Origin of the sequence: Collinsella sp. AM43-1 (assembly GCF_003467925.1) — a bacterium.
Lineage (GTDB): Bacteria > Actinomycetota > Coriobacteriia > Coriobacteriales > Coriobacteriaceae > Collinsella.
In genome coordinates this window covers 128,925-149,649 of sequence record NZ_QSFR01000001.1, presented here as the reverse complement: position 1 = coordinate 149,649, position 20,725 = coordinate 128,925, and the positions used below count along the sequence as shown (strand labels likewise).

Genomic DNA, 20,725 nt, shown 5'->3' with positions numbered 1-20,725 from the left:
GGTGACCGATCGGTCCCTGACTCTTTCCGCGCCGGCAAAGATTAACCTCTACCTGGGGGTTCATACCGAGCGCGATGACCGCGGCTACCACAGGGTCGATTCCCTGATGGCAGCCGTCGGTCTTTCCGATTCCGTGACGGTCGCGCCGGCGCAGGCGCTGACCGTCCAGACGGTTCCGGCATCAGATTTTCCCATGCAAAAGAATACGGCGTATCGGGCTGCGGTTGCTATGGCCGAGCATTATGGTCGCGAGGCAAACATCTGCGTGATGATTGAGAAGCGCATTCCATTGTGCGCCGGCTTGGGCGGCCCCTCGACGGATGCGGCCGCGGTCATTGTCGCCTTGGCGGAGCTCTGGGGAATTGATCGCACCGACCCCGCGCTCGACGACATTGCGCGGGGTATTGGTGCTGACGTCCCGTTCTTTTTGCACGCGAGCCCTGCGTTCTACGTAGGTGGGGGAGACGTGCTGGCAACTGAGTATCCCGCGCTGCCCGCAACGCCCGGCGTGTTGGTCAAGCCGCGCGAGGCAAGCGTTTCGACAATTGAAGCCTATCGACGTTTTGACGAGGCTCCGGTGCCTGCAGACAAGCCCGGCGCGATCGCATCTGCCCTTCGCTCGGGAGACGCAGAGGCGGCCTACGCGCTCGTCCACAACAACCTGGGTGCCATTTCCGCACAGATGGAGCCGCAGATTCAAATGGTTCTCGATTGGCTGCGTAAACAGGACGGCACCGTTGCTGTAGATGTGTGCGGATCGGGTGCCTGCTCATTTGCCATTTGCGACACCGCCGCCACGGCCGAAAGGCTTGCCGACGCTGCCCAGCAAAACGGCTGGTGGTCCTGCGCGACGGAGCTCATTCCCAACACGGTTCAAATCGACGCGCCAAAGAAATAAAATTTTCTCTAGCACGCGGCGAAAATCTTTGTTACTATAGTCGAGCTAACGGGTTGTGGCTCAGTTTGGTAGAGCACTGCGTTCGGGACGCAGGGGTCGCTGGTTCAAATCCAGTCAACCCGACCAGAGCATGAGGAGGGACCGCTTCTTGCGGTCCCTTTTTTTAGCTATTGTTGTGATACCGCGATACCCGCGGTATACTCATTCGAGCTTGTCTCGCTGTATTGTGGAGGTCTAAATGTTTGGACTGAGGGCTCCTGAGCTCATCATTATTCTCGTCGTTGTCCTGATTATCTTCGGGCCCAAGAACTTGCCGAAGCTCGGCAAGTCCCTCGGCTCTACCGTCAAGAATATCCGCGAGGGTATGGAAGGCGACGATAAGGCCGAGACCAAGCAGGCCGAGGAGGTCGTGGTCGAGCAGTCCGAGGAGGACAAGGAGATCGCTGAGCTCGAGGCCAAGCTCGCTGCTGCCAAGAAGAAGCAGGCAGAGGACAGCGACGCGGACGCAGAGTAGTCCCATCCCTTTGGGGTGAGCACCTGACCGGCTTGCCCGCAGGCTAGCCGGTCTTTTTCGTTTTGTTGACAGTTGATTGTTTGATCAGAGTTGGGGAGATATCCGTATGGACGCAAGCCAGATCGTACTGACCGCTGAGGGCCGCCAGAAGCTCGTCGAGGAGCTCGCTTGGCGTGAGGGCGATTACGCCAAGGAGATCGTCGAGGACATCAAGGAAGCCCGCGCGTTCGGCGACCTTTCGGAGAACTCCGAGTACGATGCCGCTAAGGACAAGCAGGCCCAGAACGCCGCTCGTATTGCCGAGATCCAGGCCATCCTCGCCAACGCTCAGGTTGCTGCCACCACGGGCGATCTGACCGTCTCCATCGGTTCCACCGTTTCTCTGATTGATCCCAACGGTGAGGTCATGGAAGTCACGCTTGTCGGTACCACCGAGACCAACTCGCTCGAGCACAAGATTTCCAACGAGTCTCCGGTCGGCCACGCCATCATCGGTCACGGCGAGGGCGACTCCGTCGAGGTCGTTACGCCTTCCGGCAAGACTCGCGTCTACACCATCGCCAAGATTGCACGCTAGACCACGGTCCCGCGTAAAGGTATGTTTTCGCTCCCTGGGACCGAATCCTGGGGAGCGTTTTAGTTTGAGGAGCTAACTTATGGCAGAGAACCAGAACGCCGCAGATCAGGCATCGACGCTCAACGACGAGCGCGCCACCCGCCTGGCCAAGCGCGCCGCCCTGTTCGAGGCGGGCCAGAACCCCTATCCCGAGCACTCTGAGCTTGAGGACTACGTTGCCGATATCGAGGCTAAGTACGCCGAGCTTGCCGATGGCGAGGACACCGAGGACGTCGTGAAGATCGCCGGCCGCGTGGTCGCCAAGCGCGGTCAGGGCAAGATCATGTTCATCGTCGTGCGCGATGCGACTGCCGAGATTCAGCTGTTCTGCCGCATCAACGACATGGACGAGGCTGCCTGGAATACGCTCAAGTCCCTCGACCTGGGCGACATCTTGGGCGTGACAGGCGTGGTTGTGCGCACCCAGCGCGGCCAGCTTTCCGTTGCCCCTAAGAGCGCGACCCTGCTTTCCAAGGCCGTTCGTCCGCTGCCCGAGAAGTTCCACGGTCTTTCCGACAAGGAGACCCGCTATCGCCAGCGCTATGTCGACCTGATCGCCAACGACGACGTTCGCGAGACCTTCCGTAAGCGTTCGCAGATTCTCTCCACCTTCCGTCGCTTTATGGAGTCCGACGGCTACATGGAGGTCGAGACCCCCATCCTGCAGACCATCCAGGGTGGTGCCACGGCCAAGCCGTTCATTACCCACTTCAACGCGCTCGATCAGGAGTGCTACCTGCGTATTGCCACCGAGCTGCACCTCAAGCGCTGCATCGTCGGTGGTTTTGAGCGCGTGTTCGAGATCGGCCGCATCTTCCGTAACGAGGGCATGGACCTTACCCACAACCCCGAGTTCACCACGATGGAGGCCTACCGTGCCTTCTCCGACCTCGAGGGCATGAAGGCGCTCGCCCAGGGTGTCATTAAGGCGGCTAACAAGGCCATCGGCAACCCCGAGGTCATCGAGTACCAGGGCCAGACCATCGACCTTTCTGGTGAGTGGGCCAGCCGTCCCATGACCGACATCGTCTCCGACGTGCTCGGCAAGCAGGTCACCATCGACACGCCGGTCGAGGAGCTTGCTGCCGCCGCACGCGAGAAGGGCCTGGAGATCAAGCCCGAGTGGACTGCTGGCAAGATCATCGCCGAGATTTACGATGAGCTGGGCGAGGACACCATCGTCAACCCCACGTTCGTGTGCGATTACCCCATCGAGGTCAGCCCGCTTGCCAAGCGCTTTGAGGACGATCCGCGCCTGACGCACCGCTTTGAGCTGGTTATCGCCGGTCACGAGTACGCCAACGCGTTCTCCGAGCTCAACGACCCGGTCGACCAGGCCGAGCGCTTTGCCGCCCAGATGGCCGAGAAGGCTGGCGGCGACGACGAGGCCATGGAGTACGACGAGGACTACGTGCGCGCCCTCGAGTACGGTATGCCTCCCGCGGGCGGCATCGGCATCGGTATCGACCGCGTGGTCATGCTGCTCACCAACCAGGCTTCCATCCGCGACGTGCTACTGTTCCCGCACATGAAGCCCGAGAAGGGTTTCCAGTCCGGTGCCGCTGCCGCCAAGGCTGCCGAGGCCGGCAACGCCGCGAGCCCGTTCGTCAAGCCGCTCAAGCCCACGGTTGATTACTCCAAGATCGCCGTCGAGCCGCTGTTTGAGGAGTTCGTCGACTTTGATACCTTCTCCAAGAGCGATTTCCGCGCTGTGAAGGTCAAGGCGTGCGAGGCCGTCAAGAAGTCCAAGAAGCTGCTGAACTTTACGCTCGACGACGGCACTGGCACCGACCGCACCATCCTCTCCGGCATTCACGGTTATTATGAGCCCGAGGACCTGGTCGGCAAGACTCTGCTCGCCATCACCAACCTGCCTCCGCGCAAGATGATGGGTATTCCCAGCTGCGGCATGCTCATCAGCGCTATCCACGAGGAGGAGGGCGAGGAGCGTCTCAATCTGATCCAGCTCGACGCTTCCATCCCCGCCGGCGCAAAGATGTACTAACTAGTTACGCGGTTCTACGAACCGCGTAACGGCTCGACGCTGCGCGGGCCGCATTTGGACAATCTGACGTTCAACTTCAAGGGCGCGACCAGAAGGTCAGCGCCCTTTCGTTTCACGTCACCTTGTCTCAAATGCGACCCGCTCGCTGACGTCGCCAATACATCGGCGTTGCCTTGGCCGTCAATAGTCATTGGGGACGTTCTTAAACGACTACCCAACGGCTATTGAGCACATGGCTCGCATGACAGTCGTCTCTTTTATGTTTCCTTTAGCCGTCGCTGCCTAGGATGGGGGTTAGTCGGTAGGAAGGGAGCGTCTATATGAACGACGCGAGCGATCGTGCAATCGAAGAGGACATGCTCGATCAGTTCAATTACTTTGACGATGAGGACGAGGAGCTGATCGATCGTCGCGAGCCGGCGTCGCTCGATGCTTTCGACCTTGTTGATGAAGGGCCCGACGAGGACGAGGTCGAATCGACGGAACCCCCACAGCCTTCGCGCCATGATTCGTTGCTCTCAAGAGTCCCTCTGCACCACGGTGTTCGTGCCGGCGCTCTCCATATGAAAACCGACTGGTGCCAGATCGTGACGGCAGGCGGTGAGCTTGCCGTCGATGCGCCGCTCACCGATAAGTCATCCATCATTTGCCGCACCGGTATGCTTATGCTCGCGAGCGGAACGGGTGCCTGGCGTGTACGCGATACCATGAATCGCGTCGCCGCTGTACTCGGTGTCACCATCCACGTTGACTTAAGTCTCCTGTCGTTTGAGTGTACTTGTATCGAAGATGGTCACTGCTTTAACGAGGTCGTCAGCCTACCCACAACGGGGGTCAATACTCATCGCATATGGATGATGGAGAGCTTCTTAAAGGAAATCGAGGTTTACGGGCGCCGGTTTACCGTGCATGAGTACCACGAGATGCTCAAGACCGTTGAGAGTTCAAAACCCGATTACACTTCCTGGCAACAGGGCATTGCGGCGGCCTGTGCTTGCGGCGCCTTTGTCTTTTTGCTCGGCGGCGGCCCTATCGAGATGACCTGTGCATTTGTGGGCGCTGGTGTCGGCAACTTTGCGCGCTCCCATATTCTCAAGCAGGGCCTTGGCCAGTTTAGCGCGCTGACGATCGGCGTTGCACTCGCTTGCGTCTCGTATCTGCTGGCATTGCTTGGCCTTGGCCAGGTCATACCGGGGGCAATGTCGCACCAAGAAGGCTATATCGGCGCCATGCTCTTTGTGATCCCCGGCTTTCCTCTCATTACGGCAGGTCTCGACATCGCTAAGCTCGACATGCGAAGCGGCATTGAGCGTCTTTCGTATGCTGTGTCGATTATTGTGATGGCGACCCTCGTAGGCTGGATGGTTGCCGAGTGTGTGGGGCTGGCGCCGGATGATTTTGCCCCGCTCGGCCTCTCACCGTTGGCTCTTACACTCTTGCGTATTGTGATGAGCTTTGTCGGAGTATTTGGCTTCTCGGTTATGTTCAACAGTCCGGTAAAGATGGCAGCGGCGGCAGGGCTCATCGGCGCCGTGTCTAATACCTTGCGCCTTACGCTCGTTGATGCGCCGACGCTGTTTCCCTTCCTGGGTCTGAGCGTGGGTATGCCTCCCGAGGCAGCAGCGTTTATCGGCGCGCTGGTATCGGGACTGCTCGCGAGCTTAGCTGAAATCAAACTCACCTACCCACGCATCGCCCTCACGGTGCCGTCGATTGTCATTATGGTGCCGGGCTTGTATCTGTATCGCTCGATGTATTACATGTGCACCTTCGACACGGTCAATATGCTCGGCTGGTTTGTGCGTGCAGTGCTCATCGTGGCGTTTCTGCCCGTTGGCCTGGGCGTGGCGCGTACGCTCACCGACCCTCGCTGGCGCCACACCAGCTAATTTGTCGTTGGGGACGTCCCAACGGATCAACTGCGCCTCGCATCTCCATAAACTCAACGCTTACGAAGCGCGCGCCGTTCGTGTTAGGGTAGTTCCACCACATAAGTAGTCGCAGACGCACGTACCACGGGCGGGCGAGATGAAGTCCCAACAGCTCCATCTTGCCCGCCCGTTTTTGTTGCGTGGCGTAGCGGCGTAACACAGAAAGGACCATGCCCTTTATGCCTATCAACAAACGAGAGAGCCTGCTGTTCACCTTTATCATGTGCTTTTGCATGGTGCTCTGGATGAGCATCTACAACGTTGCCCTGCAGCATGGGGCCATCAACGGCGAGGTCATTGCCGCCGCGTGGCTCGGCTTCCCCGTTGCCTACATTTTTGCCATGTGCTGCGACTGGTTTGTTGCCAGCCCCCTTGCCAAGGGTTTCGCATTTAAATTCCTGGTCACGCCGGGTAAGAGCTCACCGCTTTCCATGACGCTTGCCGTCAGCTCCTGCATGGTCGTTCCCATGGTCATCATCATGTCGCTCTACGGCGCGTGTGAAGGCCTGTTCCATATGCCCGGCGGCCCGCTTGCCAATTTGCAGGCGCTGCCGATGATGTGGCTCGTCAACATTCCGCGCAACTTTATCATGGCCCTGCCCTGGAACCTGCTGGTGGCTGGTCCGGTTGCTCGCTTTGTCTTCCGCCGCGCCTTCCCCATGGGAACCGTCTTTGAAGATCAGCATATGGAGCTTGTGCGTATGCCTGGCGCTCCCGTTGCCGATGCCGTCAATGACGTTGCCGAGAGCATGGGCGCCGAGCGTGCCTGCTAGGCAACAGCCTCTAACCTAGAGCGCCCGCCGCACCCGGCGATTCCTTTTTTGTAGACGTTGTCGTATGGCTGCATGCGGAAAAGGCCCCAGCGGTTAACATATACTCCATATGGGTAAAGAGACCAAAGCGCCGCCACGAGTGGCGCTTTGCGTTTGAAAAACTAGCTCGTCTAAGAGGAACTAGCATGTTAGACCGTTTTACCGATCGCGCGCGCAAGGTCATGTCCATGGCCAAGCAAGAGGCGCTCGATCTGCACTCAAATAAGGTGGGCACCGAGCACCTGCTGCTCGCGCTCGCTAAGGAGGACGAGGGTATTGCCGCCGAGGCACTGCGCTCGCTCGATATCTCCTACGATGACATCATGGATACCCTCAAAGAGGTCCAGACCACGGTTCCCGAGCCCAGCGAGGAGACCGAGGCTGCCAAGCTCGCCTTTACGCCGCTCGTCATCAGCGTGATGGAGCGCTCCTTCCGCGTGGCACGCGAGAACAACCAGACCTACGTTTCGACCGAGCACTTGCTCATCGGCATCGTCGAAGAGGGCAACGGCATGGCCATGGACATCCTCATGCGCCTGGGTGTGTCGTCCGCCTCCATCAAAAAGGCTATCGAGAAACTCACCGCCAAGGACCAGGATAAGAAGCGCCCGCTCGCTGGCGCCGGTGCTGGTCGTCCCGGTACGGGTCTGCCGTTCTTTAGCGGCTCGGATGCCTCCCAGCAAAAGGGGAGCGGCACCGATACACTTAAGCAGTTCGCGACCAACCTTACGCAGAAGGCGCGCGACGGCGAACTCGATCCGGTGATCGGCCGCGAAAAGGAAGTCCAGCGTATGATGGAGATCCTTTCGCGCCGCACCAAGAACAACCCGCTTATCCTGGGCGATCCCGGCGTGGGCAAAACGGCCATCGTCGAGGGCCTGGCGCAGCAGATTGCTGCTGGCAATGTGCCCGAGAATCTTATGAACCAGAATATCTGGACGCTCGATCTGCCGGGTCTTGTCGCGGGTGCCAAGTATCGCGGTGAGTTTGAGGAGCGCCTCAAGAACGTGATCCAGGAGGCGACCGAAGCCGACGACGTCATCTTGTTTATCGACGAGATGCACACCATCATCGGTGCCGGTTCTGCCGAGGGATCCATCGACGCGAGCTCCATGCTCAAGCCCGTGCTCGCGCGTGGTGCCTTCCAGATTATCGGCGCCACCACGGCCGAGGAATTCCGCAAGTACCTCACCAAGGACCCGGCCTTCGAGCGTCGCTTCCAGACCATCGATGTCGAGGAGCCGAGCGTCGAGGACACGGTCAAGATCCTGACTGCGCTCAAGCCGCGCTACGAGGAGCACCACCACGTGCGTTACACGCAGGGTGCCATCGAGGCCGCTGCGAACCTCTCCAACCGCTACATTCAGGATCGCTTCCTGCCCGATAAGGCCATCGACCTCATTGACGAGGCCGGTGCCCGCGCTCGCATCGCCGCGAATCGCGCACCCGAGCCGGTGCGCGAGGCCGAGCATCGCATCGAGGAACTCAAGGCTGCCGCACAGGAGGCTACCGAGAGCGACGACATGAACAAGGCCGCCGAGATCACCGAGCAGCAGAAGGCTGCCGAGATTGAACTCGCCGAGGCCAAGGCTGCCTGGACCGCCGAGCTCGACGCCAGCCCGCTCACCATCGACGTGAGTCAGATCGCCGACATCGTGTCCGTGACTTCGGGCGTGCCGGTGTCCTCGCTCACCGAGAGCGAGAGCCGTCGCCTGCTGCAGACCGAAAGCGTGCTCAAGACCCGCATCATCGGCCAGGACGAGGCTGTCGAGGCCGTTGCCAAGGCCGTGCGCCGCAGCCGCTCGCCGCTTAAGGACCCGCGTCGCCCCGGCGGCAGCTTTATCTTCCTGGGCCCCACCGGCACGGGCAAGACCGAGCTCGCCAAGACGCTCGCCGAGTATCTCTTTGGCAGCAAGGACGCGCTTATCAGCTTCGATATGTCGGAGTTTGGCAGTGAGTTCGAGGTCTCCAAGCTCATCGGTAGCCCTCCGGGCTATGTGGGCCACGACGAGGGCGGCCAGCTCACCAAGGCCGTTCGCCGTCATCCGTACTCGGTCGTGCTGTTCGACGAGATCGAGAAGGCGCACCCCGATATCTTCAACATCTTGCTGCAGGTGCTGGAGGAGGGCCGCCTGACCGATAGTCAGGGCAAGACGGTCGACTTCCGCAACACCGTGATCATCATGACGTCCAACGTGGGCGCCCGCGAGATCGCGCAGGATGCGAGCGTCGGCTTTGGCACCACCGGCGAGCAGGGTCTCACCTCGAGTGAGATCCGCGGCCGTGCGATGGGCGAGCTCAAGCGCCTGTTCCGCCCCGAGCTGCTTAACCGTATCGACGATATTGTGGTGTTCCAGAAGCTCTCGGGCGAGAACCTGACTAAGATTGCGCACCTGCTGGTGGACGATCTGCGTCAGCGTTTGATTGCCAACGGCATGAACGTCAAGCTCACCGATGCGGCCTATGACAAGATCGTGGCCGAGGGTACCGACCTCACCAATGGCGCGCGTCCTCTGCGTCGTGCCATCCAAAAGCTCATCGAGGATCCGCTGTCCGAGGAGCTGCTGGCCGGCGAGTGGGGCGAGGGCGATACCGTCCTGTGCGACGTGGCCGATGGCAAGTTTGTCTTTAGCCACGGCACGGGCGAGATCCCAGCACCGCGTCCGGCAGGTACGCTCGGTGGCGATACCACCCCGGCGGCACCGCACACCGGCAACGCCGCGCCCGTGAGCAGTGGTGTGAGCTCGGGCCCCGGCGGCATGATGCAAGCCGGCTCTGGTGCGCTGTAGGGATTAAACATACCTTGTATAACGGGGGCGTTTCCGATAAGGAAGCGCCCTCATTTCTATTGAAATGCGCTTCAATCTGCCGTGCTATACTAAAATCGAGATTTAGTATAGCAAAGGAGCTGATATGCCTACGTCAATACTCGACACGCGGCCAGTTCAGATGAACGTGCGTATAGATCGCCAGCTCAAAGAGGCGGGAGACGCCGTCCTGACTCATATTGGCATGACGCCGTCACAAGCCGTTCGGACACTTTGGGAGTATCTGGTCGTTAACGGACGCATGCCCTCGAAGGGAGACGCGGCGGCTCCGGTTTCTGACGGAGTGGAGCCCCAGCGCATGGAGTCAAGGGCCGCGCAAGGCAGCCATATCGTTCGCGATTCGTGCCTCAAATACGGCATCCCCATCCCTGAGTTCTCGGGAGACTATGACGACCTCTATGAGGAGGCCATGGCGGAGCGCTATCCCGAGTGGGTGGAACTATGAGCACAGAAGGCGTCCTCAAGCTGTTAATCGATACCAACGTATGGATGGATTATTTTTCTGGCAGGTCCGACCGTACGGCAAATGTCGTCCATCTGATCGAGATTGCCGACGCCTCGGAGCGGATTGCCCTGTTTGCCTCGTCGCTTTCGGTCAAAGACGTTTCATATCTTGTCTCGGCGGCAATCAAGCAGGAGTGCCGAAGAAAGACTGGCTCACTGAGCGATAACGCCATTGCGGCGGCAGACGAAACGGCCTGGGCATGCGTTCGACAGATGCGCGAGCTAGCCCTCATCGCCCCGGTCGGTGCAGACGAGGTCTTCGACTCCTTTGTGTTCAAGTACCACCACAATGACTTTGAGGACGACCTGATGCTGGGCGTCGCCAATCGCATTGATGCCGATTACGTTGTGACGGAGGACAAGAATCTTATTAAACATACCAATGGTGTATGCATTAATGTTCAACAGGCGTTGAGGTTGGTTGAAGGGTCCAACGCCCCTTCGGCACGGCCCGTCTAGCCTGCTTTATCTTAATAAAGTGGCGTTTCCCCGCCGTTAGCCGATGATGCAAGGGCGCTCGGCGTTTTCGACTGGTTTATGCACGCAAAGTCTGGGAATATACAAGACGCATGTCTTACTGTCTAACCAGTTGCGCCAAGGAGGCACCATGGACTACAAGATTACCGGCTACGAGCCCGCCCAGCTGTTCCATTTCTTTGAGGAGGTCAGCGCAATCCCCCGTGGGTCTGGCAACGAGAAGGGCATCAGCGATTTCCTGGTTGCGTTTGCCAAGGAGCGCGGCTTCGATGTGTATCAGGACGAGGTCTACAACGTCATCATTCGCAAGCCCGCATCTGCCGGTGCCGAGAATGCCCCGACCGTGATGCTGCAGGGCCACATCGATATGGTGTGCGACAAGTTGGGTTCCGTTGAGCACGACTTTACGACCGACGGTATCGACCTGGTCGTCAAGGACGGCGTCCTCACCGCTAACGGCACCACTCTGGGCGCCGACAACGGTATCGCCGTCGCGCTTATGCTTACCGTGCTCAACGATGATTCGATTGCCCATCCGGCTCTCGAGTGTGTGTTCACCACCGACGAGGAGACTGGCCTGGTCGGCGCCGAGACGCTCGACAAGTCCCAGATTAGCGCCCGCACCATGATTAACCTTGACTCCGAGGAAGAGGGCGTTGCCACCGTCAGCTGCGCCGGCGGCGTCGTCGTTACCTACACCTGCCCGATCGCGCGCGAGCACAAGACCGGTAGCACCCTCACGCTCGACATCTCCGGCCTTCTGGGCGGTCACTCCGGCAGCGATATCCACCTGGAGCGCGGCAACGGCAACCTCATCATGGCCCGCATCATCGACCGCCTGATGGTCGCCGGCGAGCCCGCCATCGTCAGCTTCAACGGCGGCACTAAGGACAACGCCATCAACCGTGAGTGCAAGGCCGAGCTGGTTTACGCCGACCACGCTGCCGCCGAGGCCGCGGCCCAGATCGCAAAGGATATCATTGCCGACGTCACTGCCGAGCTCGAGGTCTTCGACCCCGGCTTTACCTGCACCGTCGAGATTGCCGACGACGCCGAGGTCGAGGCCATGGACCAGAAGTCCGCGCTTGCCCTCATCCGCGCTCTGCGTCTTGCCCCTAACGGCGTGATTCGCCGCAACGTCGCCACCGACGGCTCCGTCGAGGTTTCCTCCAACATCGGCGTGGTCGCCACCTCTGACGACCAGGTCAAGATCATGCTGTCCCCGCGCTCCTCGATCACCTCGCTACAGAACGAGTTCAAGGACCGCCTGCAGACGTTGGCCGATGTCTTGGGCTTCGACGCCAAGTTTGAGTTCGAGTATCCCGGCTGGAGCTATGCCGAGCATTCGCCGGTCCGCGACGTCTTTGTCGAGAGCTATCGCGAGCTCTTTGGCTCCGAGCTGCGCATCGAGTCCATTCACGCCGGCCTTGAGTGCGGCCTGTTTGCCGAGGCCCTGCACGGCCTGGACGCCATCGCCGTGGGCCCGACGCTCTCCGATGTCCACACCCCGGACGAGAGCATGGAACTCGCTTCTGCCGAGCGCTTCTACGAGCTGCTCATCGACGTCCTCAAGCGTCTCGCTGCGTAAAGGTTGCGCTAGCAGCAGTCCGAGCCACGTGCTAGCGGATTGCAAATGACATTACGAGAGGGGGTACCCGGTCTTTTGCGACAGGTGTCCCCTCTCTTCTTTTAAGAAATGGGAAATTGATTGGCGTCTAGCCCATATCCGCCCTGATGAGGTCGAGGGTTCGCTGGCAGTTTTCGCGGACGGGGCCGAGCATATGATCGCGCAGGTCCGCCATGCCGGGCAGGTCGGCGTATTCGTCCATGACCTCTTCCATGCAAATGGGTACCTCGTAGGCGAGGTCCATCATGGTCGCAAAGCAAAACTTCTCGGATAGCCCGGCATCGGTGAGCGCCGTCTCCAGCGCGGGGTCGCCCATACCGTGGTATCGGCGGATAGCACCTGGACCGATGCGCCCCACACGATTTTCGCCGCCAACGCTCATAGCAAGGCGTGCCCGACGTCGCATGCTCTCATACGCCAAGCCCGAAGCGACATCGTACATTCGAGCCATCATGGCTGCGCCGTCGTTTCCAAGGAGCAGGGAATAGTTTTTCGCATGCGCATCCGGTGCGCCGATAATGGCGTTGAAGAACAGTATCTGCGTAAACAGATGCAGGTTAAGTTGATGGTGGCTCGTAGTTACGAGGAGCTCTTGAATGTCGCGTGTGGTCGGGCCGCCGTCTGCCGTGTACTTTTGGGCGGGCATCACCCCAAGTGCCTGACAGAGGTCTTCTTGATGTAGGCGCCTGATCGTTCCGTCTTCGACTTTCACGCGGTCATAGCGCTCAACAATGAGGGTAGGTTCGTCCTCAAACATACGATATTCGACGTTTGCCGTTGCGATACCGGCTCGCTGGGCGCTTTTCATGCAGACAAACTCATTGAGAGCCTCGAGTTTAAATCCGTTAACGCCATTTTTGAAAATATGCGTCGTGGGCGAGGAGCCCATGCATTCGCACCAGCGGCCGTTAATGAACGCGAGCGCGAACTTGCCCTGGTTGCCTCCAAGTGACCAACTTTCATCTAGACCCATCCACGATGCATCGCGGTCATCTCTGATCGACTTGAGGCGGAGAGCAATTTCGTGGTCGTCTATAGGGCGGTAATCGCCAGCGCGATGCAGGACGGCGTCGGCATCTTCTTCGGCATAAAACTGCACTCCGCCCGGACAGTCGAGTCCGATATGGCTGAGCAACGCAACGGGATTGTTGGGCCTAACGTCGAATTCGGCGGCAATCGCTTTTCGCTGGTCCTCGCTGTCGGGTAGAAGGCCAAACAGGTACGGATTCATGACCTGTTGTCCGTATGTGCGATTCGATACGGGTATGTTGGTCGATAGGGCTGGCCCGTCATAGTCATGATCGTAGGTAAAGCTGATAAGACCGTTCTCATCTTGCGTGAGCGTTCCCGCAGGTACGCCGCAAATAATGGTCCGAAGTGATGTTCTGGCCATTGGCTATTTCCCTTCGGGCTTGGTTTGGTTAGATGCGTTTGCGGCAATCGAGACTCCGAGATTGGACATGACGAAATCGGCGAATATCTCGTCGTAAAGTGCGGATGTAAAGGGGGCATCTGCAAGAGCCGGAATGGCGGTACTACGACTGTTGCGATGATGGGGACGTTGAGTGTGATGGCGCCTGGGGATGCTGCGAGGCAGCGGATTGGCATGCGGAGCGTCGACTGGTCGCTCATTTTTTGCTTCGCCGATATCCCCTTGAGCGGCGAGTGCTAGTCCAAGAGCATTGAAAATCGTCAGCAGCTTGTCGAGTCGAATGCCAGTGGCGTCTCCTAGCTCGAGCGATGCGAGCAGGCGCTCCGAAACACCGGCTTTTTTAGCGAGGGCGGCACGGGTGAGACCCTGAGCCTCGCGTGCCTGACGCACATAGATGCCAGCTTGCCGCGGTGTGGTGATGGGAAGGGTATCCATGGTGATCTCCTAACGTGCAGACTTTTGCATATCAGTATGACATGCAAAAGTCTGCACGAAAAGGCATTATGCAAAACTCTGCATGAGACCTCTACATTGACGTTGAGCTTATGAGAGGCGTTTTTTATATCGCGAGAATCCCCAGATGCTCAAGCAAGATCTTAAGCCCGATGAAGATGAGCACGACGCCACCCACGATGGTGGCAGGCTTTTCGTAGCGCGCGCCAAAGGTGTGGCCGATCGCTACGCCGGCGACGGAGAAGATAAAGGTCGTGATGCCGATGAGCGACACGGCGGGCATGATGTCGACCGAGAGCGCGGCAAATGAGATGCCTACGGCTAGGGCGTCGATTGAGGTGGCGATGGCGAGGATCAGGTACTCGCCCAGGTCAATCTTTTCGGCATCCTTGCCGTCGCCTTCATCCTCGTCCTCGGTAGAGGCCTCCCACAGCATTTTGCCGCCAATGAAGGCGAGCAGGATAAAGGCGATCCAGTGGTCGATGGGGCCGATGATGCCCATAAACTGGCTGCCAAGCGCCCATCCGATCACGGGCATGCCGGCCTGGAAGCTGCCAAAGAACAGGCCGAGCACTACGGTGACCTTAAGGTTGATCTTCTTCATGCCAAGGCCCTTGCAGATGGATACGGCAAAGGCGTCCATCGAAAGGCCAACGGCGAGCAGCACGAGCTCTGCGAGTCCCATAGTCTGGCTCCCTCTCTGCGGGCGGGCCCGCGTGTACCTCTTGGGGGAGCAACATAAAGACTAACCTTGGCACATGGTTGAGTGGGTAGTCAAAAGAGCCCGTCCCAAATTAGCTATCTTAGCGGTGTTCGCTCATTCTGTAAGCATCGGATTTCGCGAGCGCCGCGGGGACAAACCGTGAGAAACTATTTAGCGTTTATGGAGCGTATACGATGGGAGCGATGCCTTGGATAAGAACGAGCTGCAAAAGCGTATGGAACAGGCCATCCGTCTGACGGCACCTGGTCAGCCGATCCGCACTGCCCTCGACATGATCATCGCCGGTCACCTGGGCGCCCTTATCTGCGTTGGCGACACCGAAAACGTGCTCGCTGCCGGTAACGACGGCTTCCCGCTCAACATTTCGTTCACCTCGAACCGTCTGTTCGAGCTCTCCAAGATGGACGGCGCCATCGTCATCGACGGCGACCTCACCCAGATCCTGCGCGCCAACTTCCATCTCAATCCCGATCCCTCGCTTGCCACGAGCGAGACGGGCATGCGTCATCGCACCGCCGCTCGCATGTCGGTGCTCACCGATGCCATTGTGATCTCGGTCTCGGCCCGTCGTGCCGTCGTCAACGTGTACGTTCACGGCAAGAGCTACGAGATCCAGCCCGTCACCACCATCATGAGCTCGGTCAACCAGCTCGTCGCCACGCTCCAGACTACCCGTCAGTCGCTCGACCGCTCCCTGCTGCGCCTGACGGCCCTCGAGCTCGACGACTACGTTACGCTCGCCGACATTACCGGTATTTTCTCGAGCTTCGAGATCATGCAGCAGGCAAAGACCGAGCTTAAGGATTGCATCGTCAAGTTGGGCAACCAGGGCAAGCTCGTGCAGATGCAGCTCGAGCAGCTCGCGGGCTCCAGCATGGATACCGAGTATGACCTGATGATCCGCGACTACGCAAGTGATTCTTCCGAGGCTAATGCCGAGAAGATTCGCGCCAACCTAAGCCGTATGACACCTAAGGACCTGTCCGACCCACAGCATGTGGCGGCGGTTCTGGGTTACGACGACCTGGACGAGGACTCCGTCATGACACCGCTGGGCCTGCGCACGCTTTCGCGCGTGTCCGTCGTGCGCGACGGCGTGGCCGAGAAAATCGTCGACGAGTATGGATCGCTGCAGGAGCTCATGGACGACATCAGCGAGGATCCGGAGCGCCTGGGCGACTTTGGCGTTAACAACCCTGCCATTCTTGCGGACTCCCTGTACCGCATGAAGGGCACCAAACAGGGGAACGCATAATGGCTCCCGTATGCGCCGTGGTCGTTGCCGGCGGCAGCGGCCAGCGCTTTGGAAATCCCGGCGGCAAGCAGCTCGTTAACGTGGCGGGCCGTCCGCTCATGAGCTGGTCTATCCGTGCGTTCGATCGTAGCGACAAGGTCGGTCACATCGTGGTGGTGTGTCCTGCCGAGCGTCGTGTCGAGATGCGCCGCCTGGCCATCAGCCCGTATTCGTATAGCACGCCCATCAGCTTTGCCGATGCCGGCGATACCCGCCAGGACTCCACCCGTGCCGGCGTGCATGCGGTACCGGCGGGTTTCGAATATGTCGCCATCCACGACGGCGCCCGTCCGCTCATCACGACCGAGGCCATCGATCACGCGATCGACGTGCTTGTGGGTGACCGCTCGCTCGACGGCGTCGTGTGCGGCCAGCCCGCGATCGACACGCTCAAGATCGTCGACGGCGACAATATCGTCGAGACGCCGCCGCGCGAGCTCTATTGGGCCGCGCAGACGCCGCAGATCTTTAGCGTCGATGCTATGAAGCGCGCCCACGCTGCAGCCATTGCCGAGGGCTTTATCGGTACCGACGATTCGTCACTGGTCGAGCGCATGGGTGGGCGCGTCCGCTGCGTCCAGAGCCCGCGCGATAACCTTAAGGTGACGGTGCCCGAGGACCTGCGCCCCGTAACCGCGATTCTGCTTGGCCGTATGGCCGAGGGAGAGGACCTTCCCCATGTTCAGTAACCTGCGCATTGGCCACGGCTACGACGTCCACCGTTTGGTGGAGGGGCGTCGATGTATCATCGGCGGGGTCGACATTCCCTACGAGCGCGGCCTGCTGGGCCACTCGGATGCCGATGTGCTTGCGCACGCCTTGGCCGACGCCATTCTGGGCGCCTGCCGCGGGGGAGACATCGGCAAGCTATTCCCCGACACCGATTCCGCCTACGAGGGTGCCGATTCGATGGTGCTGCTCGCTCGCGTGATGGACTATGCGCGCGAGTTGGGCTTTGAGTTTGTCGATGCCGATTGCACCATTGCCTGTCAGCAGCCCAAGATCACCCCGCACCGCGATGCCATGCGCGCCAACCTTGCCCATGCCTTGGGCGTTGACGTCGAAAACGTGGGCGTCGCCGCCACTACGACCGAAAAGCTCGGTTGGGAAGGCCAGGGCGAGGGAATCGGTGCCTGGGCCGTCTGCCTGCTACAGAAAACCGTTAAGGAGTAACGAATGCGTATCTACAATAGCGCTACCCATAAAAAGGAAGAGTTCCAGCCCATCGAGTCCGGCAAGGTCAGCATGTACGTGTGCGGCCCCACGGTCTACGACAACATCCACATCGGCAATGCCCGCACGTTCATCAGCTTTGACGTGATTCGTCGCTGGCTCATCGCGAGCGGCTACGAGGTCACGTTCGCCCAGAACCTCACCGATGTCGATGACAAGATCATCAAGCGCGCCAACGAGCAGGGCCGTACGGCTGCCGAGGTCGCGACGGAGTTCTCCGACAAGTTCATCGGCGTCATGCGCGCCGCCAACGTGCTCGATCCCGATGTGCGCCCCCGCGCCACCAAGGAGATCGGCCCCATGATCGCCATGATCAAGACGCTTATCGAGCAGGGCCACGCTTACGCAGCCGATAACGGCGATGTGTACTTTGCCGTGCGCAGCGATCCCAACTATGGTCAGGTCTCGGGCCGCAACATCGACGACCTTATGGTTGGCGCGCGCATCGAGGAGAACGAGGACAAGAACGACCCGCTCGACTTTGCCCTGTGGAAGGCCGCCAAGCCCGGCGAGCCCAGCTGGCCGAGCCCCTGGGGCGAGGGCCGTCCCGGCTGGCACACCGAGTGCGCCGCCATGGTGCACCGCTACCTGGGCACCCCGATCGACATCCACGGCGGCGGCTCCGATCTTGCCTTCCCGCATCACGAGAACGAGTGCGCCCAGGCCACCTGCGCCTGGCACCAGGGCTTCTCCAACACCTGGATGCACACGGGCATGCTGCTGGTAGACGGCGAGAAGATGTCCAAGTCGCTCGGCAACTTCTTTACGCTGGCCGAGGTGCTCGAGCAGCACTCCGCTGCCGCCCTGCGCCTGCTGATGCTGCAGACGAGCTATCGCTCGCCGCTCGACTTTTCTTGGGAGCGCCTGGAGGGTGCCGAGAACTCGCTCACGCGTATCGCCGGTACGGTCGAGAACCTGCGCTGGGCCGCGAACCATGCGACGGCCGACGCCGATGAGGCAGCATCCGAGGCGTTTGCCTCCAAGGCCGCCGAGACCCGTGCCACCTTTAAGGAGTGCATGGACGACGACTTTAACACCGCCGGCGCCATGGGCGCCGTCTTTGGCTTTGTGACCGAGTGCAACCAGTACCTGGAGCAGGCGGGCGACGCTGCCGACAAGGCCGCCGCGCTTGCCGCCGCCGATACGCTGGTCGAGCTGCTCGACACATTTGGCGTTGAGCTTCCCGAGCCCAAGGTCGAGCTGCCGCTGGGCCTGCTGGGCGTTGCCGCCGGCCTAGTCGCCTACACGGGTGACGACGTGGACGAGGCCGCTGCCAAGATTCTCGAGGCCCGCGCCGAGGCCCGCGCCGCCAAGAACTGGGATCTGGCCGACGCCATCCGCGACCAGCTCAAGGACCTCGGGCTGACGATCGAGGATACTGCCGCTGGCACCCGTATTAAGAGTCTCTAGTATTTGTCGACCGTTCGAGGTGCGGCAGATTGCCTTGAAAGAGGAGGGCATAGACCTGGTGGTCATGCCCGACGATTGAAAGGCAAGGTGCCGTGGCTCGGACGGTCGATTCTTGTTCGTTATCTATTTAAGGAGGCCGTTATATGGCCGACAATCGCAAGCGTGCATCGCGTGGGGGCAAGCAGGCTGCTTCTGGCTCGCGTCCGATTCGCCGCAACGACCGCGCTGCCGCTCCCAAGGGCCAGCGCGAGCGTAGCCGCGATAACGTCCAGGTTCCCAAGGGCGAGTTTATCGAAGGTCGTCGTGCTGCCGCCGAGGCGCTGCGCACCGGTTTTCCCGTCAAGTGCGCGCTCATTGCCGAGGGCGGGGAGCGCGATGCCGCTCTGTCTCGTCTGGTCGACGACCTCAACGCCGCGGACGTCCGCATTAAGTATGTGCCGCGCGCGCAGCTCGATGCGCTGTCGAGCCATGGCGCTCACCAGGGCATTGCGCTCGAGGTGGGAAATTTCCCCTATGCCGATGTTGCCGATATTCTCGACCGCGCGGGTGACGGACCGGCGCTCGTCATCGTGCTCGACCATGTGACCGACGACGGCAACTTTGGTGCGATCGTGCGCTCCGCCGAGGTCGTGGGCGCGGCGGGCGTCATCATCGCCAACAAGCGTGCCGCCGGCGTGACCGTGGGCAGCTACAAGACCTCTGCCGGTGCCGTCATGCATCTGCCTATTGCGCAGGTGCCCAATATCGCCCGTGCTCTCGATGACCTCAAAGCCGCTGGCTTTTGGGTGGGCGGCGCTTCCGAGCACGCCGAAGGCAGTTGCTGGGACGCCCCCTTCGAGGGCCGCGTTGCGCTCGTCATGGGTTCCGAGGGCGACGGCATCTCGCGTCTGGTGCTCGAGAAATGTGACTTTTTGACCAAGCTTCCCCAGCGCGGCATGACCGAGAGCCTCAACGTGGCACAGGCGACTACCGCGCTGTGCTTTGAGTGGCTGCGCCGCAATGCCGGCGAGCTCATGGGGGAGGAGTAGCGCATGTCCAAGAAGAACCGCGCCAAGTCCAAGGCCAAGCGCTTTGGCGAAGGCTCGGCCAAGCCGATTGTTTCGGCCGCGACCTATGGCGTGGGCGGCAATGCGTTTGCGCAGGCCATCGCCGATCCGGTCTCGACGGTGCACTCCAATAAGCCCGAGCTGCTGGTGGTCGACGGCTACAACGTGATCCACTGCACGCCGCGCTACGAAAAGCTCGTTTACGACCATTCCGATGATCCGTATTCCAGCGATGTCTACGACATGGCTCGTACTGCGCTCATCAACGACGTCGCCGCCTTTGCCCAGGGCCGCTACGAGGCCGTAATCGTGTTCGACGGCGCGGGCAATATCTCCAACGAGCGCCCCAACCTGCCGGCCCGCGGCGTGCGCATCGAGTTTTCGCCGACGGGCGTCTCTGCCGATACCGTGGTGCAGAAGCTCTGTATCGAGGCACGCGAGGAAGGCCGCGCGTGCTCCGTGGTGTCGAGCGACGGCACGATCCAGGCCGTCGTCATGGGTAAGGGCGTTACGCGCATCTCGAGTCGCATGCTGGTGGACGAGATCAAGCAGATAGATAACGATGTTCACGAGGCAGAGGAAGCTCCGCAGATCAAGATGACTCTGGGCAGTCGCCTGAGCCCCGATGCCCTGGCCAAGCTCAAGGCCCTTCGCGGGAGGTAGGGGAGTATCTATAGAGACCCGTTTCCCAATTGGCCAGCCCGTTGCCGTCGCCAAAACGAATAGTTTTGAGATGTGGTTGGTCGAAGGGTCTGTTGCGCCTCGTCAGCAATTCCTTTATTCTTAATTGGCTTCGCGCGAAAGCGCCAAGTGTGCCAGTGTGGCGCAACGGTAGCGCAACTGATTTGTAATCAGTGGGTTGCAGGTTCGATTCCTGTCACTGGCTCCATGAGAGTTTCGGGCCCTGTCTCCAATTGGGAC

At 60.2% G+C, this 20,725-nt stretch carries 19 protein-coding genes and 2 tRNA genes; 18 read left to right on the top strand and 3 right to left on the bottom strand.

The features are described from left to right. Position 1 precedes the first annotated feature (1 nt). From ispE to DW925_RS00690, 11 genes are all read left to right on the top strand, one after another. Positions 2-898, top strand: coding sequence for a 4-(cytidine 5'-diphospho)-2-C-methyl-D-erythritol kinase (ispE, locus tag DW925_RS00740; protein WP_233506758.1), 897 nt, complete (start codon positions 2-4; stop codon positions 896-898). A gap of 49 nt (positions 899-947) precedes the next feature. Continuing rightward, positions 948-1,024: transfer RNA gene (locus DW925_RS00735), tRNA-Pro, on the top strand. A 112-nt stretch (positions 1,025-1,136) separates the two neighbouring features. Further along, the gene (gene tatA / locus DW925_RS00730; protein WP_022094895.1) at positions 1,137-1,412 is read left to right on the top strand and encodes a twin-arginine translocase TatA/TatE family subunit; all 276 of its coding nucleotides are present in this window, start codon (positions 1,137-1,139) and stop codon (positions 1,410-1,412) included. A gap of 106 nt (positions 1,413-1,518) precedes the next feature. Continuing rightward, a complete protein-coding gene (gene greA / locus DW925_RS00725) occupies positions 1,519-1,989 on the top strand; it encodes a transcription elongation factor GreA (protein ID WP_006234960.1) in 471 nt (156 codons plus the stop codon). 79 nt (positions 1,990-2,068) lie between these two features. Next, complete coding sequence (lysS, locus tag DW925_RS00720) at positions 2,069-4,033, top strand: lysine--tRNA ligase (protein WP_117790141.1); 1,965 nt, start codon at positions 2,069-2,071, stop codon at positions 4,031-4,033. A gap of 320 nt (positions 4,034-4,353) precedes the next feature. Then, entirely contained in the window at positions 4,354-5,922 is a 1,569-nt protein-coding gene (locus DW925_RS00715) for a threonine/serine exporter ThrE family protein (protein ID WP_199577011.1), read from the top strand. Positions 5,923-6,143: 221 nt separating this feature from the next. After that, on the top strand, positions 6,144-6,737 hold the full coding sequence (locus DW925_RS00710) for a DUF2798 domain-containing protein (protein WP_117790140.1): 594 nt from the start codon (positions 6,144-6,146) through the stop codon (positions 6,735-6,737). A 185-nt stretch (positions 6,738-6,922) separates the two neighbouring features. Continuing rightward, positions 6,923-9,565, top strand: a complete 2,643-nt coding sequence (locus DW925_RS00705) for an ATP-dependent Clp protease ATP-binding subunit (RefSeq protein ID WP_117790139.1) — start codon at positions 6,923-6,925, stop codon at positions 9,563-9,565. A gap of 124 nt (positions 9,566-9,689) precedes the next feature. Next, positions 9,690-10,049 (top strand): type II toxin-antitoxin system RelB/DinJ family antitoxin, encoded by a 360-nt coding sequence (locus DW925_RS00700; protein ID WP_117758657.1) that lies wholly within the window; start codon positions 9,690-9,692, stop codon positions 10,047-10,049. Beyond that, positions 10,046-10,567 carry a PIN domain-containing protein gene (locus DW925_RS00695; protein ID WP_117655056.1) on the top strand — a complete coding sequence of 174 codons (522 nt, stop codon included), beginning with the start codon at positions 10,046-10,048 and terminating at the stop codon, positions 10,565-10,567. Before DW925_RS00700 ends, DW925_RS00695 begins: the two co-directional genes overlap by 4 nt. 148 nt (positions 10,568-10,715) lie before the next feature. Further along, positions 10,716-12,173, top strand: a complete 1,458-nt coding sequence (locus DW925_RS00690; protein ID WP_117716885.1) for an aminoacyl-histidine dipeptidase — start codon at positions 10,716-10,718, stop codon at positions 12,171-12,173. Positions 12,174-12,300: 127 nt separating this feature from the next. Here the strand turns inward: DW925_RS00690 and DW925_RS00685 are convergent, their stop codons facing one another. From DW925_RS00685 to DW925_RS00675, 3 genes are all read right to left on the bottom strand, one after another. Beyond that, positions 12,301-13,605 carry a type II toxin-antitoxin system HipA family toxin gene (locus DW925_RS00685; protein WP_117716886.1) on the bottom strand — a complete coding sequence of 435 codons (1,305 nt, stop codon included), beginning with the start codon at positions 13,603-13,605 and terminating at the stop codon, positions 12,301-12,303. Between the two features lie 3 nt (positions 13,606-13,608). Then, entirely contained in the window at positions 13,609-14,079 is a 471-nt protein-coding gene (locus DW925_RS00680; RefSeq protein WP_117655053.1) for a helix-turn-helix domain-containing protein, read from the bottom strand. 124 nt (positions 14,080-14,203) lie between these two features. Then, on the bottom strand, positions 14,204-14,782 hold the full coding sequence (locus DW925_RS00675; protein ID WP_117790138.1) for a manganese efflux pump MntP family protein: 579 nt from the start codon (positions 14,780-14,782) through the stop codon (positions 14,204-14,206). Positions 14,783-15,035: 253 nt separating this feature from the next. On the opposite strand from DW925_RS00675, the gene disA reads away from it, so the two are divergent. The 7 genes from disA (at position 15,036) to DW925_RS00640 (ending at position 20,693) form a co-directional block, all read left to right on the top strand. Continuing rightward, the gene (disA, locus tag DW925_RS00670; RefSeq protein ID WP_369831362.1) at positions 15,036-16,076 is read left to right on the top strand and encodes a DNA integrity scanning diadenylate cyclase DisA; all 1,041 of its coding nucleotides are present in this window, start codon (positions 15,036-15,038) and stop codon (positions 16,074-16,076) included. Beyond that, the gene (ispD, locus tag DW925_RS00665; RefSeq protein ID WP_117716888.1) at positions 16,076-16,804 is read left to right on the top strand and encodes a 2-C-methyl-D-erythritol 4-phosphate cytidylyltransferase; all 729 of its coding nucleotides are present in this window, start codon (positions 16,076-16,078) and stop codon (positions 16,802-16,804) included. Before disA ends, ispD begins: the two co-directional genes overlap by 1 nt. Continuing rightward, positions 16,794-17,288, top strand: a complete 495-nt coding sequence (gene ispF / locus DW925_RS00660; RefSeq protein WP_117716889.1) for a 2-C-methyl-D-erythritol 2,4-cyclodiphosphate synthase — start codon at positions 16,794-16,796, stop codon at positions 17,286-17,288. The genes ispD and ispF overlap by 11 nt, the downstream gene beginning before the upstream one ends. Before the next feature lie 3 nt (positions 17,289-17,291). Next, the gene (gene cysS, locus DW925_RS00655; protein ID WP_117716890.1) at positions 17,292-18,758 is read left to right on the top strand and encodes a cysteine--tRNA ligase; all 1,467 of its coding nucleotides are present in this window, start codon (positions 17,292-17,294) and stop codon (positions 18,756-18,758) included. Positions 18,759-18,901: 143 nt separating this feature from the next. Further along, entirely contained in the window at positions 18,902-19,786 is an 885-nt protein-coding gene (gene rlmB, locus DW925_RS00650; protein ID WP_117790137.1) for a 23S rRNA (guanosine(2251)-2'-O)-methyltransferase RlmB, read from the top strand. Positions 19,787-19,789: 3 nt separating this feature from the next. Beyond that, entirely contained in the window at positions 19,790-20,467 is a 678-nt protein-coding gene (locus tag DW925_RS00645; RefSeq protein WP_117790136.1) for an NYN domain-containing protein, read from the top strand. 151 nt (positions 20,468-20,618) lie between these two features. Continuing rightward, a tRNA-Thr gene (locus DW925_RS00640) sits at positions 20,619-20,693 on the top strand. Positions 20,694-20,725: the final 32 nt, after the last annotated feature.